We start from the raw sequence: 14,153 nt of genomic DNA on the forward strand, positions 1-14,153 counted from the left end.
CAGAGTATTGGCGCGAATCTAAGGAGCGATCAGTGCCCCTGAAGCACCATCCAGATTTGCTGGTCGAGGGTTGAAGCCATGGCTGTTCTGCTGAGCACGAGCAACAGACAGATCCCGAAGAGATAAAGGATGGACCAGCGAAACAATCCCTTGGCCCCCGTCAGACTCTCGGGATCAGCAGCCAGGCCGTTGACCATCTGAACCAACCGGGCGTTGAAGGGAATCAACAGCAACCCGTAGAACCATCCACCGCTGGGGAGGGCAAACAGTCCCAGGCTGCTCAACAGCACCGTGGCCCATCCGTAACGATGAATGGCACGGGCCGTCACAACTGGTCCCTTGACCACGGGGAGCATCGGAATCCCCACAGAGCGGTAGTCCTCACGCAGCAGCAAGGCCAGAGCCCAGAAATGGGCCGGTGTCCACACCATCACCAAACCGAACAACCACCAGCCACCAAGGCCCACATGGCCGGTGGCCGCCGCAGCGCCAACAAGGGGAGGAATCGCGCCAGCAACGCCTCCGATGACGATGTTCTGAGACGTGCGTGGCTTGAGCAACGCGGTGTAGAGCAACACGTAGCTGCAGAGACCAAGCAGCGACAACCCCGCCGCCAGACAGTTCACACCACTGATCAGCAACATCGCCGCCGCCAGCGTGCAGGCGACGGCTCCGAAGAACGCTCCTCTGGCGGAAAGACGGCCCGAGGGCAAGGCGCGGCCGCTGGTGCGCTTCATCCGAGCGTCGAGATCCTGCTCCCAGAGGCAGTTGAGCACCCCCGCCGCGGCTGAAGCCAGTGCCCCGCCACCGAGGGTGCAGACCAGCCGAGGAGAGCTCAACGGCCACCCTTCACTGAGCGCCATCCCCCCAAGGGTGGTGGCGAGGAGCAGAGGAATCAAACGGGGCTTGGCCACCTCGAGCCAGGCCGGCAACTTGATTCGCTTCCGGGAAGGAACAACGTCCTCTCGGGTGGGTGGGGCCGCAATGGCAAGCGTCGAATCAACCATGACAAGCGTCCAAAACAACGGGTTGCGTCAACTCGGGGGCGTGCTCTCGCAGCGACACAGGACCGCGAGCAGCGAGAGCGGCCAACACCGCGACCAGGAGAGCCGCCACGGCCTGGTGCGCCACGGTCACCAGTGGCTCGGCGAGGCCGAGGCGCAGGGCAAACACTCCGAGGGCGATCTGCACAGCCACCAGGGCTCCCGCACTGAGGAGACCAGGCCACTGCGAGCGGCTCCAGCCGCCGGCAAGGAGTGCCACAACGACAAACAGCAGCACCAAGCCGGCCGCAGGCATCGCCCCAGAACGATGGATCGCCAGCCAGCGACAGGATTCACCACTGGCAAGGCAGCGTTGTGCCGCCCAGGACGTTGCCATGCGTCCACCCAGCAAGCACTGACCGAAAACGGCCGCCAGAGCCAGGCCGGAGAGCGCACGCCACCAAAGGGGCCCCCAAGCCATCACCGGATCAAGCAAACGCTGGGTCAGGCCACTCAGCAACACCACAAGGGTGAGCGCCAAAGCCAAATGCGCCGTCACGATCGCCGAAGGCAACAGCTGGACAACCGTCAAAGCGCCGAGCCCACCCTGCATGGCAACAAGGACAACGAGCCCGAAGCAAACCAACGGCAGCCAACCCGGCAAAAGGTGGCGACGCACAACAGTGGCCACCGTCGCCATCAGCAACGCCACGCCGATGATGAAGGCATCGAGGCGATGAAACCATTCCAGAAAAACCTGGAGATTCATCTGGCGGCCAGGAAGAAAAGTCCCGAAGCACAAGGGCCAGTCGGGACAAGCCAAACCCGCTTCCATCACTCGAGTGGCACCACCAATGACCACAAGGGCGATCACTGCGACCACGAGATGTGACATCACTTGAGACAAGCGACGCAGCAGCAAAGGTGAAGAGATTGTGGTCATCATTGAGACCTCATCTTTGACTTGCCATAACGCCGATATCTGGACGCTAGCGATCACAACCATCCCGTCTAGCTGTGACAGGCACTGAAACATTTCAGCCCAACTTCATCTCACTTTCCTGACATCAAAGCGGCCGAGATCCCAGCAGGGCCCAACCGCAGTGGCGACGAACTGACGGCTTAACAATCAATTCACAGAGATCAGATCCGTTCCCCATACTCTGAACAAAGTCAGGATCTATAACCATGCAGATCCCATCCGCCATCATCACGCTGGTGATCGGAATGGTGTTGGTGATCGGTGGATTCTGGTTGAGCCAATCACTCAACCTCCTACCCGTTCAAGCAAGTATCAACGCGCCCATCTACGACGAGCTCTTTAAGGTCCTCTTCACGATTGGCGCCATTCTGTTCATTGGAATGACAGGCTTGCTGGTCTTCAGCCTGATTCGGTTCCGTCGACGGAGTGGACAGGTTGGTGACGGGTTGGCCATCGAAGGGAACCTTCCACTTGAAATCTTCTGGACAGCCGTTCCAGCCGTTGTCGTTCTCTTTGTAGGTCTCTACAGCTACGACATCTATGACCGCATGGGTGGGATGGTCCCCCTGGCCCATGACCATGGCATGGGCGCCCAAGAACAACGGGTCTGGGGCGGCATCAGCTCAGGATCGATCGACAGCGAAATGGCCAGCAATGTTCTGCCCATTGAAGTCACGGCGATGCAGTTTGCCTTTCTCTTTCACTACCCCGAAGGAGACATCATCGCCGGGGAATTACATGTGCCAGCAGGTCGGCCGGTTTCACTCAAGCTTGAGGCCAAGGATGTCATTCACGCCTTCTGGGTTCCTGAATTCCGCCTCAAACAAGACATCATCCCCGGGCAACCGACTCAACTCAGCTTCACCGCAACCCGACCGGGACGGTACCCAATTGTCTGCGCCGAACTCTGCGGCCCGTATCACGGGGGAATGCGTTCAACGGTGGTTGTTGATGAACCCGATGAATGGGACAGCTGGTTCAGCAGCAATGCCAAACCTGCAGCCACGACGGAGGCCTGAACAATGACAGTCGCGACTCCCGAAAATCCGCTAACGACGGATCGACTGCAACCAACAGGATGGTTGCGCTATTTCAGCTTCAGTGTTGACCACAAGGTCATCGGCCTTCAGTACCTGGTTTGTGGATTCCTCTTTTACCTGATCGGAGGAGCACTCGCAGGAGCGATCCGTACGGAATTGGCCAGTCCGGTGGCCGATTTCATGTCGAGGGATGTTTACAACCAGGTGCTGACCCTCCACGGCACCGTGATGATCTTTTTATGGATTGTTCCGGTTGTGAACGGCGCCTTCGGCAATTACCTGATTCCGTTCTATGTGGGCGCAAGAGATATGGCCTTCCCGCGGCTCAACGCCGTGGCTTTTTGGCTGATTCCACCGGCTGGATTAATGCTGATCACCAGCTATTTCTTGACCGGTGCAGCCCAATCAGGCTGGACAGCCTATCCACCCCTGAGCATCACAACCCCAGCCACGGGGCAGGTGATCTGGATCCTCAGTGTTCTGCTCTTGGGCGGAAGCTCAATCTTCGGCGGCATTAATTTCATCGCCACCATCCTCAAACTACGAAGGCCTGGACTGAAATTGATGCAGCTGCCCATGTATTGCTGGGCCATGTTGGGGACCAGCATTCTTGTGGTGCTCTCAACACCAGTGCTTGCAGGCACACTGGTGCTTTTGAGCTTTGACATTGTTGCCCACACAGGATTTTTCAACCCGACAATGGGTGGAAATGTCGTGGTGTATCAACACTTGTTTTGGTTCTATTCACACCCCGCCGTTTACATCATGGTTCTACCGGCGTTTGGGCTCGTCAGTGAAATTCTGCCGGTTCATGCTCGTAAACCGTTGTTTGGCTACGTCACGATGGTTTATTCGATCATGGCCATCGTTGGGCTTGGGCTCATCGTCTGGGCACACCACATGTTCACCAGCGGCACCCCACCCTGGATGCGACTATTTTTCACGATTGCCACAGCCTTTATCGCCGTCCCCACGGGAATCAAATTCTTCAATTGGCTGGCAACACTCTGGGGAGGACGAATCAGTCTCAATAGTGCCGTGTTGTTTTCCTGTGGCTTCATCGTGAATTTCGTGCTGGGCGGAATCACTGGTGTTGCACTGGCTCAGGTTCCCTTCGACATCCACGTCCACGACACCTATTTCGTTGTTGCGCACTTCCACTACATCGTCTTCGGTGGATCCGTCTTTGTGATCTTTGCCTCGATTTATCACTGGTATCCAAAATTCACCGGTCGCATGCTCAATGAATCCCTGGGACGCCTGCATCTCGCCCTCACCTTCATTGGCTTCAACCTCTGCTTCGGCCCACAACACTGGCTGGGCCTGAATGGAATGCCTCGACGGGTGGCTGAATATGACCCCCAATTCACTCTGATCAACCAGATGAGTTCGGTCGGTGCTCTTTTGATGGCCATCAGCACCCTTCCTTTCCTCTGGAATGTGATTCAAAGTGCGCTCACGGGTCCCATTGCAGGTGACAACCCCTGGAATGCCCTCACACCGGAGTGGCTCACCAGCTCCCCACCGCCCGTCGAAAACTGGATCGGCGAAGCTCCACTCGTCACAGAGCCCTACGGCTACGGAGTCCCCGCCGATCAACTTGACCTGGCCGCCACAAGCGGACGTGATCTCTGGAGCAGCGGCAAATGACAACACTTCCAAGCGAGACCGGCGCCGCCCTTCAAGCCGAACAGCATGAGGAGCACCACGGTGACTTCCGCCTCTTCGGACTTGCCACCTTTCTGGTGGCCGATGGCATGACCTTCGCCGGGTTCTTCGCGGCCTATCTCACCTTCAAGGCCGTCAATCCGCTCCCAGAGGGTGCCATCTATGAGCTGGAACTCCCCCTCCCCATCCTCAACACCGTTCTGCTTCTGGTCAGCAGTGCCACGTTCCATCGAGCGGGGAAAGCCCTGCTGAAAGGAGCGATGCAACGCTGTCGACGCTGGCTGCTGGTCACAGCACTCCTGGGCGTGGCCTTTTTGGTCAGTCAGATGGTCGAGTACTTCACTCTTCCGTTTGGACTCACTGACAATCTCTACGCGAGCACCTTTTTCGCGGCCACTGGATTTCACGGCCTCCACGTGACCCTCGGGGCCCTGATGATTCTGATCGTTTGGTGGCAAACCCGTCCCCAGGGCGGGCGCATCACAGCCCAGAACCCCTTTCCATTGGAAGCGGCCGAGTTGTACTGGCACTTCGTCGACGGCATCTGGGTGATCCTCTTCGTCATCCTCTATCTGCTCTAACGCCTTGCCACAGCAGGGGGTGCAGTCCAGAATCCCCTAACCGAGGCGCCGTTGATGCTGGTTGGGAAGGAGTTACTGGACAGAGCCCGGTCGCTGAGCAACCGCCCGGAGGACGACATCGCTCGAGGCTGTGGCTATGTCGGACCGACGGGCCGAGTTCTCCGCAAAAGCTTCTACCGCGCTCTGGTGGAAGCCAAGGGCTATGCGCTTCCCTCAACAGGATCCCAAGGCGGTGGCACCCGCGGCCGCCAAGCGGAATTCAGAACCCGGGTGCATGGCAACGGCAACCTGCTGATCGGCCACGCCTACACCAAGCGTTTAGGGCTGGAACCCGGCCAAGAGTTCAAAATCGAATTGCGTCAGGACAGCGGCGCGATCTGGCTGCTCCCCATGGACCAGGGCGAAGAGGGCTCCACACTCGACGACGTTGACGTTGACGTTGACGTTGACGTTGACGAAACGATTCAGGACCAACCGTGAGCCGACAACCACTCCCGTGACAGGGATGGCTCCGCTCCAGCCGCGCCAGCGGACGATCCAGCCCCATCGAGCAGACGTTCCGCGTAGCGCGCCAGTTGATCAACCTCGAGATTGACGCGATCCCCGACGGCTCGCTTGTTCAAGGTGGTGACCGACCAGGTGTGGGGGATGACAGCCAGGGTGAAATCGACGCCATCGGAGCCACAGCGGGCCACCGTGAGGCTGATTCCATCCACGGCAATGCTGGCCTTTTCGCAGACGTAACGACCAAAGCGAGGCTCAAGCCATCGCAACTGCAGCTCCCAGGACTGCGGCCGAGCATCGATCGCGACCACCTCTCCGATCGCATCAACGTGGCCGCTGACCAAATGACCGCCCAAGCGGTCACTCAACCGCAAGGCCGGCTCCAAATTCACCACCGCACCACGATCGGCTTTGGTTCCCAACGTCGTGCGGGACAGCGTCTCTTCGCTGACATCGGCCAGAAAGCCGTCCCCAGACCGTTCGGCCACGGTGAGACAGACCCCGTCGACGGCGACGCTATCCCCAATCGCCAACGGCGCGAACGCCCCGCAGCCTTCAATCAGAACCCCTGACGAGCGTCGCTGAATCGTGCCGACCGCCTGAATAAGGCCCGTAAACATGCTGCGGGGTTCTGATCACCGTGATCTGGTCATAATCGAAAGAAGGGCCGCGTCATCACCATGGTTGAAATGAGCGTGGCCGGCATTGCTCTCGATGCCGCCAGTCGAACCCCGATCGTGCTGCTGCGTGATTCCAGTGGCCGCCGACAGATCCCCATCTGGATCGATCAGGCACAAGCCCACAACATCATGGCCGGCCTCCAGGGGAGCACACCTCCTCGCCCGCTCAGCCATGACCTGATGGCGACCTTGCTTGTGGTCGCTGGCCTGGAACTCGACCGCGTGATCATCCACGCCATCGAAGAGAACACCTTTCATGCAGCCCTGAAACTGCGGGAAGAAGGCGCAGACAGTGACGAGGACGATGACACCGATCTGATCGACATCGACGCCAGACCCAGTGATGCCATTGCCCTGGCGGTCCGCACGGGCAGCAGCATCTGGATGCTGGAGGAGGTCGTCGCAGAAGCGTCGATCCCTGTGGATGCCGAAGCGGATGCTGCCGATCAGAGTGCGTTCAATCGATTTGTGGACGATCTGAGTCCCGCCGCCCTCGTCCGCCACCTCCAAGACCGGGACAACAGCCAGGGCCATCAGGACCCCAACCGTTGAAGCGTCCGTTTGGTCGCGGCCGATCGGTGAGCCTGTTCACCCTCGGCACCATGCGCGCTCTGTCATCACCGCAGCAGATGACGGCTGTGGTTCAGGCGGCCGCCGCCGCCGGCATCAATCACCTGGAAACGGCCCCCGCCTACGGCCCGGCCGAGGACTTTCTCGGCACAGCGTTGGCCCAGGTCCGCAACAGTGGCGGCGAACCCGACGGCGGCTGGGTCATCACCAGCAAGATTCTTCCGGGGTGCAGCCTGGAGGATGGACAACGCCAGTTGCACGGAATCCTGGGACGCCTGGGCCTCACTCGCCTGGACAACCTGGCCGTTCACGGCATCAACCGACCCGAACATTTGGACTGGGCCCTGGACGGTGATGGTGCCGCCATCCTCCAGTGGGCGGTCGCATCGGGGACGGTCGGTCAGATCGGCTTCAGCAGCCACGGCGACGACGCCCTCATTGACAAGGCCATCCGCAGTGGACTGTTTGGTTTTTGCAGCCTGCATCTGCATCTTCTCGATCCGCAGCGTCTGCCTTTAGCCCGGCTTGCACTGGACCAGGGCATGGGCGTGATGGCGATTTCTCCGGCAGACAAGGGCGGGCGACTGCAGGCACCGAGCACAACCCTGCGAGAAGACTGCCATCCATTTCAGCCTCTGGCGTTGGCCTATCGCTTCCTGTTGGCCCATGGAATCTCCACATTGACCCTGGGGGCAGCCCATCCGAAGGATCTGGAGCTCGCCCAGGCCCTCCGGGCGGCAGATGATCCCCTCAGCCGGCAGGAAGCCCAGGCGATCGAACAACTGGAGCAGCAACGCCACGGGCGCTTGGGGCCTGATCAATGTCACCAGTGTCGGGCTTGTCTGCCCTGCCCGGCAGGCGTGCCGATTCCGGATCTCCTGCGACTGCGCAATCTGGCCATCGGCCATGACCTGATGGCCTTTGCCCAGGAGCGCTACAACCTGATCGGCCGAGCCGGTCACTGGTGGGAACAGGACAACGCGTCCGCTTGCAACCGCTGTGAAGCCTGCTTGCCGCGCTGTCCCCACAGCTTGCCGATTCCGGACCTACTCGCCGACACCCATCAACGCCTCCAAGCGGCGCCACGACGCCGGCTATGGGGCTGACTCCAACCAACGCTGACGCAGGCGTTGTTGCTCTTCAGCCTGCAGTGGCTGCAGTGACCAGCAGCGCGACCACACATCGGCCGCAGGGAGGAGAAGGTCACGCCAACGTTCGGGGAATGCGGCACGGCTCTCCGCCCATGAGTCCATGGCCACCGGCGGCCTCCAACCATCAGCGAGCAGACGTTGGCGCAGGGATCCATCCCAGGCCTGCTCCACCCATGGCTGGGGCAGGGGCTCCCGCGTGGACGCGGGCCGTGTCAACAGGGTCCAGTGCAGGGGCGCTCCAACCTGCGGCAGAGCAGCCGACAACCGCTGATCCCGCCGCACAAGAGCCATACAGCGCTGCAGGGGCAGCACAACAGCCAGCGCCTTGTCTTTGAGCAACCAATTGGTTCCCTGGCGGTCGTCATAGGCCAGAACCTGACGGCGCAGCCGCACCAAGGCATCGTCGCCGGACATCCTGTTGGCCAGCTCGATGACCAGGCGTGAACTGGCAGGAAGCACAAGACGCTGGCGAAGCGACGGCTGCAGCAACCACTCCCAGTCCAGCGGATCCGCCGCCAACTGTGCATGGCGTCGCCACAGAATCACGTAGGGACTGACGGCAATCGGAAGCACGGCGGCGGCCATCTCCGGCGCAAGACCCTTGAGATATTGCAGCGCCTGACCCTCCAGACGGCTGCGCAGGGGATCTGCTGCCAGTGGTTGCAGATCCGCCGCATCACAGCGACTCAACCAGCCATCCGTGAGGGCCAGTAGATCAGCGGTCTTGAACCGTTCGGCATCGCAGGCCACAGCATCGGCACTGCGCTCCAGCCGCCAGGCTGAGGGCAGTGCTTTGGTCCAGACCTTTGGAAGAATGTCATCCGCCACCAGAAGCGTGGGGGGACGATCCTGGCCCCGGCAACCGGCAAGAAGCATCGCTCCGGCCCCACAACTGAAGCGGAGCATCTGGCGACGACTGAAGACCCCAGACCCAGCGACGGAGAGTTGGCTCATTCCGATGAACCTACGGAGGCGGCCTTCAGCCGTTCCATGGCCTGATCACAACGCCGCTGAAGCTCAGGAGTGGAGAGACCACGCAGCTGAGCGAGCACCAGCAAGCCACCCGCCCCGACCCCTTCTTTCACATAGCCATCCTCAAAATCACGCAGTTCCTGATGGCGACTGGTGTTGAACCGCAGCCCGCTGCTCAAGCCAAGCAAGGGAACCTGATAGCGCCCGGCCACGGTGTCAAGCAGACAGCAGAGGGCCGACGCACCGTCGGCGACGCGCTCCGCCGCCAACCATGAGGTTGTCCCAAGGACCACCAACTGGCTCAGGGCTTGACGCTCCCCAGGGGCCATTCCATCCAGCGCCAACGCCAGCACAGCGAGCATCTGACTGCCCCCACCCAGTAACACCGGTTGACCGCTGTGAATCACTCCCCTCAGCAGTCCAGCGGCCATGGCTTGAAAGGGATCACCGACGGCGGCCAGCACGGCGGTGGCGCTGGCCCCGGAAGGCAACGCAGCACGGGCCAAGCCAGCGTCCACCAACTCAGCTTTCTGGACCTTGGGTGGATGGAGTCCACTGCCACTGATCCACTGGCTGACCTCGAAGCCGAGACCAGCCAACACACCGAGGGCCGTGGTGGTCCCCCCCGGCACACACTCCGCCAACACGAGCGGACGGCGCAAGCGAGCCCCGAGTCTGTGGCCTTGCCGCCAAAGCCGCTGGACACGGTGCAGCGGCATGCTCGCACCGGAGGACACGCAATCGGCAGGCCCAAGATCGCTGGCTTCCAGACGGAGATGCGGCTGGTCGGGCTGATGCTCCAAGCCAACGGCTGCGATCTGTGGCGTGAGCGTCAGCCACTCCAGCGCCACATGACTCAACAAGGCTGGACTCACACCGGCGGGCAGTGGAGGAAGGGGCCAACGACGCTGAACGGCTGGACCCGCCAACAGCAGCTCCGCGTCCGCGAGAGCCGTGAACCGGCGGGATTCAGCGGTTGCCCCAGCCGCAGAAATCCCCGCATGCTCGGCGGTACGTGTACCGGCCAACACCAGCAGGAGATCAGCGGCGAAGGAGGGTGCTTGCCAGGGAATCAGCCGCGAAGCCAGCTCACGGGATGAGCAGCCCCCAACAACGCCGACATCAAAGGGGATCAAGCGCGACAAGGGCATGGAGCGCAGCGGGTGGCGCTGGGATCGGAGAACGCAAGCGGGGAAAGATCCAGAAGGCCAACGCATGCAGAGCGAGCACGTAGATCAATTCCTGCACCACCACCAACACAAGCGCCATCAGCTGGACCTCCCCGAGATCCGGTGTCATCGGGAGCTGCAGAACCGTGATCAGACGATCCAGCAAGGCAGCCCCAGCACGGGTGATCACCACCCAGAGATTTTCGCCAACGAGCAGGGACAACACCAACACCCGCACCAGGAAGCCGACTGTTCCCAGCACAACCCCGACCGCCCAGCTCACCCACCAACTCCAGCCACGGCACCAGCTCCAGCCCAGCCATAGGGACAGCAGGCCGTAGGGGAACAGCAGCAAGGGGCCCCGGACGGGGCCCATCAGCGCCGTGAGGAGCAGCACCGCCACCACCAGGCCCTCAACCCCAGCACGACCGCCGCGGCGCAGCTGAAGCAGGGCGAGGGGAAGGGGTAGCGCCAGACGGAACAAAGCACCCCCCACGGGCAGGTAATAGAGCGCCAACCAAATCAAGCCGGTCGTCGCCGCGAGATAAGCACCCTCAACCAGGCGTACTGCTTGCCGTCGGGAGAGTGGCGCCGAATGGGAACTCATGGGGACGGCGCAATGCTCTCGATCCGCTCCACGGCGAAGGGCACATTGGAACGGCGCAGCGCGCGCGTGACCATTTCCGCCGGAGCCGAAGGATCCGCAGCCGACAGACGAATGGTGATCCGATAGGGCTGAGGTTGCAGTGACAGCGCCGGCGGGTCAACAACGGGGAGCGCCGTGGATGGCTGTTGGGCCTGGCCCGGTTCCTCCTGAGCCTTCGGTTGCTGGATCTGCTGATCACCCGTTGCAATCGACTCAGACGGAACGGGCACATCCGCAGGCTGAGCCGACGCAGCACTGGCACTGCGGTCGGGCGCAGGGGTGGCCGTGATTGGCGCCGGTTCACTGAACCGTTGTTCGAGGTCCTGAGCAATCGGGGTGTTCGCACAACCCTGCAGCAACACGATCATCCCGATTGGGAGAACGATCCGCGTCGGCATCAGCTGTTTCCTGGTTTGATCACACGAACCGCACTCGCGCGCAAGCGTCCTGTTTTGGTCGTGGACGGGGCCTTTTTCGCCGCGGGTTTCTTCGCCGCGGGTTTCTTGGTGGTGGTGGATTTGCGTCGGGAGGTCTTCTTGGCTGCAGCCTTGGCTTCAAGCAGTTCAACGGCCTCTTCGAGGGTCACATCATCCGCCCCTTTGCCCTCGGGTAAGGAGGCATTCACCTTGCCCTGTTTGACATACAGGCCGTAGGGACCGTCATAGACCTGGATCGTTTCCTCACTCCCCTCCGGCTTGCCCAGATCCTTCAGGGCCGTGCGACCGCCGCGGCCGCGCTTGGGCATGGCCAGCAGCTCTAGCGCTCGACTTAAACCAATCGCGAGGACATCGTCGTCACCCTTGATGGACCGATAATCCTTTTCGCCCTTGCCCTTGTCCCAGACCACATAGGGACCGAAGCGTCCAAGACCGGCCTGTACTTTGCCGCCATCGGGATGTTCTCCCAACAACCGCGGCAGTCGCAACAAACCCAAGGCGTCGTCGAGGCTGAGGTCCTCCGGCTTCACCCCCTTGGGCAGAGAAGCCCGCTTCGGCTTGGGGTTGTCATCGCTGACTTGTCCCCGCTGCACATAGGGGCCGTACTGACCAAAGAGCAGATACACCAGATCCCCGGTTTCTGGATCTTCCCCGAGGGCTTCGGGTCCATCCGCTTTCTGCTTGAGAATCAGCTCGGCCTGTTCTTCATCGAGATCTGCAGGGGTGATCTCCCTCGGCAGAGTTGCCTTGATCAGCTCCTCTTCTCCGTCCTCACTGACCCGCTTCGATTCGAGGTAAGCCCCGAAGCGCCCAATGCGAACAACGCAGGACAAGCCCTCAAGATCGACCGTGCGGGACGCGCCGGGGTCAATGTCCCCTTCACGCTGCTGAACCTGAAGTTCAAGCCCCTGATTGCCCTTGTAAAAGGTTTCGAGATAGGGCAGCCACTCAACCTGTCCATGGGAAATCTCATCGAGGGTGTGCTCCATCCGAGCGGTGAAGCTGGTATCGACGAGATCCGGGAAGTGCTCCTCGAGCAACGCCGTCACTGCAAATGCCGTGAAGCTGGGTGTCAGGGCGTTGCCCTGAAGGGTGGAGTAACCACGGTCAACGATCGTCCCGATGATCGAGGCATAGGTGGATGGGCGGCCAATGCCCTCTTTTTCCAGCATCTTCACGAGCGATGCTTCGCTAAAGCGGGCCGGGGGCTGAGTCTGGTGGCCAAGCGGTTCCACCGCTTTGGGCTTCGGTGCGTCCCCGACGGCCAGTGCAGGCAGGAGAACCTCCTGACCCTCCAGGGCTGCATCGGGGTCATCACTGCCCTCGACGTACGCACGGAAAAAACCGGGAAAATCAATGCGCGTGCCGCTGGCGCGGAAGCGGGCATCCCCAGAACTGAGATCCACGGCCAGCATCGTCAACCGGGCTTCAGCCATCTGACTGGCCACGGTGCGTTTCCAGATCAGCTCATACAGAGCGAGGTCCCGTCCATCAAGCCCGGTATCGCCTGGGGTTCGAAAGCGTTCACCGGAGGGACGAATGGCTTCGTGGGCCTCCTGGGCATTGCGGGCCTTGGTGCTGAATTGCCTGGGAGCCTTGCTCAGATACTCCTTGCCGTACAGGTCCTCAACGCAATGGCGTGACGCGCTGATGGCCTGATCGGACAGATGAACCGAGTCCGTCCGCATGTAGGTGATGAAGCCGCGCTCATAGAGCCCTTGCGCGCACCGCATGGTCTCCCGAGCGGAGAGACGCAACTTTCGATTCGCCTCCTGTTGAAGCGTGCTTGTGGTGAACGGCGGCACCGGCTTGCGAACCGTGGGCTTCTCTTCAACCTGATCAACGGTCCACGGCGCCTCTGAGACGCGCTGGGCCAACGCCCGGGCCTCCTCTTCACTGAGCAGCCGGACCTCACTGCCGGCTTTGAGTCCACCGGTGCTTTCGTCGAAATCATTGCCGCTGGCCACGCGCTTGCCAGCCACGTGGGTGAGCTTGGCGTCGAAGACCCCACTGGGTTGCTCCAGCTGAGCCTTGAGGTCCCAGTAACTGCCGCTGCGAAACGCCCGACGTGCCCGCTCCCGCTGAACGAGCAACCGCACGGCCACGGATTGGACACGCCCAGCCGACAGCCCCCAAGCCACCTTTTTCCACAGCAAGGGGGACAGGGTGTATCCCACCAATCGATCAAGAATGCGGCGGGTTTCTTGGGCATGGACCAGTTCCATGTCCAGATCACGGGTTTGATCCAGGGCCTTGGCGATGGCCTCTTTGGTGATCTCGTGAAACACCATGCGTTTCACCGGAACTTTCGGGGCCAGCAGCTGAAGCAGGTGCCAGCTGATGCTCTCCCCCTCACGGTCTTCGTCCGTCGCCAGCAGGAGCTGATCAGCACCCTTAAGGGCGTCCTTGAGCTCGCGGACCGTCTTTTTCTTGTCCTTGGGAACGACGTACAGAGGCTCGAAGTCGGCCTCGGTGTTCACGCCGAGATTGGCCCATTTCTGGCCTTTCGCCGACGCGGGAATCTCACTGGCGTTATTGGGCAGATCGCGAACATGCCCCATCGACGCTTCAACCTTGAAGCCCTTGGGCAAGAAGCCGCGAATGGTGCGGGCCTTCGTAGGGCTCTCAACGATGACGAGGGTGTGCGCCACAGATAGGCCGTGAACCGTGACCCTTCTTTATCGCACCGACCTCCGCCGTGCATGAGAAAGACGCGACTTCGAATCTGACTGAGGAGCGCCGCTACAGTCCTCCGGAGACGTTGGAATGC

Annotated in this window: 14 protein-coding genes; 6 read left to right on the plus strand and 8 right to left on the minus strand. The window is 61.2% G+C overall.

The annotated features are described in order from the left end of the window. Positions 1-29 precede the first annotated feature (29 nt). Positions 30-1,007 (minus strand): heme o synthase, encoded by a 978-nt coding sequence (locus ACGVKB_RS01700; RefSeq protein ID WP_392349527.1) that lies wholly within the window; start codon positions 1,005-1,007, stop codon positions 30-32. After that, positions 1,000-1,926 (minus strand): heme A synthase, encoded by a 927-nt coding sequence (locus tag ACGVKB_RS01705; RefSeq protein WP_392349528.1) that lies wholly within the window; start codon positions 1,924-1,926, stop codon positions 1,000-1,002. The genes ACGVKB_RS01700 and ACGVKB_RS01705 overlap by 8 nt, the downstream gene beginning before the upstream one ends. 245 nt (positions 1,927-2,171) lie before the next feature. Here ACGVKB_RS01705 and ACGVKB_RS01710 point away from each other — a divergent pair, with 245 nt between their 5' ends. From ACGVKB_RS01710 to ACGVKB_RS01725, 4 genes are read left to right on the plus strand one after another with little or no spacing between them, the layout of a single operon-like run. Then, a complete protein-coding gene (locus tag ACGVKB_RS01710) occupies positions 2,172-2,984 on the plus strand; it encodes a cytochrome c oxidase subunit II (RefSeq protein WP_392349529.1) in 813 nt (270 codons plus the stop codon). 3 nt (positions 2,985-2,987) lie between these two features. Beyond that, entirely contained in the window at positions 2,988-4,655 is a 1,668-nt protein-coding gene (gene ctaD, locus ACGVKB_RS01715; protein WP_392349530.1) for a cytochrome c oxidase subunit I, read from the plus strand. Further along, a complete protein-coding gene (locus ACGVKB_RS01720; RefSeq protein WP_392349531.1) occupies positions 4,652-5,254 on the plus strand; it encodes a heme-copper oxidase subunit III in 603 nt (200 codons plus the stop codon). The genes ctaD and ACGVKB_RS01720 overlap by 4 nt, the downstream gene beginning before the upstream one ends. A gap of 54 nt (positions 5,255-5,308) precedes the next feature. After that, complete coding sequence (locus tag ACGVKB_RS01725; RefSeq protein WP_392349532.1) at positions 5,309-5,734, plus strand: AbrB family transcriptional regulator; 426 nt, start codon at positions 5,309-5,311, stop codon at positions 5,732-5,734. Here the strand turns inward: ACGVKB_RS01725 and ACGVKB_RS01730 are convergent. Beyond that, positions 5,719-6,378 (minus strand): riboflavin synthase, encoded by a 660-nt coding sequence (locus ACGVKB_RS01730; RefSeq protein WP_392349533.1) that lies wholly within the window; start codon positions 6,376-6,378, stop codon positions 5,719-5,721. The two genes, ACGVKB_RS01725 and ACGVKB_RS01730, sit on opposite strands and share 16 nt — an antisense overlap. Before the next feature lie 60 nt (positions 6,379-6,438). On the opposite strand from ACGVKB_RS01730, the gene ACGVKB_RS01735 reads away from it, so the two are divergent. Beyond that, positions 6,439-6,990: a bifunctional nuclease family protein gene (locus ACGVKB_RS01735; protein ID WP_392349534.1), complete on the plus strand. Its 552-nt coding sequence runs from the start codon at positions 6,439-6,441 to the stop codon at positions 6,988-6,990. A gap of 50 nt (positions 6,991-7,040) precedes the next feature. Then, positions 7,041-8,114, plus strand: coding sequence for an aldo/keto reductase (locus ACGVKB_RS01740; RefSeq protein ID WP_392349590.1), 1,074 nt, complete (start codon positions 7,041-7,043; stop codon positions 8,112-8,114). Here the strand turns inward: ACGVKB_RS01740 and ACGVKB_RS01745 are convergent. The 5 genes from ACGVKB_RS01745 to topA are packed head-to-tail and all read right to left on the minus strand — an operon-like array spanning position 8,103 to position 14,034. Continuing rightward, positions 8,103-9,113: an ABC transporter substrate-binding protein gene (locus ACGVKB_RS01745; protein ID WP_392349535.1), complete on the minus strand. Its 1,011-nt coding sequence runs from the start codon at positions 9,111-9,113 to the stop codon at positions 8,103-8,105. The two genes, ACGVKB_RS01740 and ACGVKB_RS01745, sit on opposite strands and share 12 nt — an antisense overlap. Beyond that, positions 9,110-10,282 carry a nicotinate-nucleotide--dimethylbenzimidazole phosphoribosyltransferase gene (locus ACGVKB_RS01750; RefSeq protein ID WP_392349536.1) on the minus strand — a complete coding sequence of 391 codons (1,173 nt, stop codon included), beginning with the start codon at positions 10,280-10,282 and terminating at the stop codon, positions 9,110-9,112. Before ACGVKB_RS01750 ends, ACGVKB_RS01745 begins: the two co-directional genes overlap by 4 nt. Next, positions 10,254-10,907 carry a DUF2232 domain-containing protein gene (locus tag ACGVKB_RS01755; protein WP_392349537.1) on the minus strand — a complete coding sequence of 218 codons (654 nt, stop codon included), beginning with the start codon at positions 10,905-10,907 and terminating at the stop codon, positions 10,254-10,256. The genes ACGVKB_RS01750 and ACGVKB_RS01755 overlap by 29 nt, the downstream gene beginning before the upstream one ends. Continuing rightward, a complete protein-coding gene (locus ACGVKB_RS01760) occupies positions 10,904-11,344 on the minus strand; it encodes a hypothetical protein (RefSeq protein ID WP_392349538.1) in 441 nt (146 codons plus the stop codon). The genes ACGVKB_RS01755 and ACGVKB_RS01760 overlap by 4 nt, the downstream gene beginning before the upstream one ends. After that, positions 11,344-14,034: a type I DNA topoisomerase gene (gene topA, locus ACGVKB_RS01765; protein ID WP_392349539.1), complete on the minus strand. Its 2,691-nt coding sequence runs from the start codon at positions 14,032-14,034 to the stop codon at positions 11,344-11,346. Before topA ends, ACGVKB_RS01760 begins: the two co-directional genes overlap by 1 nt. Positions 14,035-14,153: the final 119 nt, after the last annotated feature.

It is taken from the genome of Parasynechococcus sp. (assembly GCF_042954325.1).
In the GTDB taxonomy this organism is placed as follows: domain Bacteria; phylum Cyanobacteriota; class Cyanobacteriia; order PCC-6307; family Cyanobiaceae; genus Parasynechococcus.

Coding starts and splice junctions, on each gene's coding strand:
- ACGVKB_RS01730 (WP_392349533.1), bottom strand. CDS start 6,378: ATGTTTACGGGCCTTATTCAGGCGGTCGGCACGATTCAGCGACGCTCG.
- ACGVKB_RS01750 (WP_392349536.1), bottom strand. CDS start 10,282: ATGCCCTTGTCGCGCTTGATCCCCTTTGATGTCGGCGTTGTTGGGGGC.
- ACGVKB_RS01735 (WP_392349534.1), top strand. CDS start 6,439: ATGGTTGAAATGAGCGTGGCCGGCATTGCTCTCGATGCCGCCAGTCGA.
- ACGVKB_RS01760 (WP_392349538.1), bottom strand. CDS start 11,344: ATGCCGACGCGGATCGTTCTCCCAATCGGGATGATCGTGTTGCTGCAG.
- ACGVKB_RS01720 (WP_392349531.1), top strand. CDS start 4,652: ATGACAACACTTCCAAGCGAGACCGGCGCCGCCCTTCAAGCCGAACAG.
- ctaD (WP_392349530.1), top strand. CDS start 2,988: ATGACAGTCGCGACTCCCGAAAATCCGCTAACGACGGATCGACTGCAA.
- ACGVKB_RS01705 (WP_392349528.1), bottom strand. CDS start 1,926: ATGACCACAATCTCTTCACCTTTGCTGCTGCGTCGCTTGTCTCAAGTG.
- ACGVKB_RS01745 (WP_392349535.1), bottom strand. CDS start 9,113: ATGAGCCAACTCTCCGTCGCTGGGTCTGGGGTCTTCAGTCGTCGCCAG.
- ACGVKB_RS01725 (WP_392349532.1), top strand. CDS start 5,309: ATGCTGGTTGGGAAGGAGTTACTGGACAGAGCCCGGTCGCTGAGCAAC.
- ACGVKB_RS01710 (WP_392349529.1), top strand. CDS start 2,172: ATGCAGATCCCATCCGCCATCATCACGCTGGTGATCGGAATGGTGTTG.
- ACGVKB_RS01740 (WP_392349590.1), top strand. CDS start 7,041: ATGCGCGCTCTGTCATCACCGCAGCAGATGACGGCTGTGGTTCAGGCG.
- ACGVKB_RS01700 (WP_392349527.1), bottom strand. CDS start 1,007: ATGGTTGATTCGACGCTTGCCATTGCGGCCCCACCCACCCGAGAGGAC.
- ACGVKB_RS01755 (WP_392349537.1), bottom strand. CDS start 10,907: ATGAGTTCCCATTCGGCGCCACTCTCCCGACGGCAAGCAGTACGCCTG.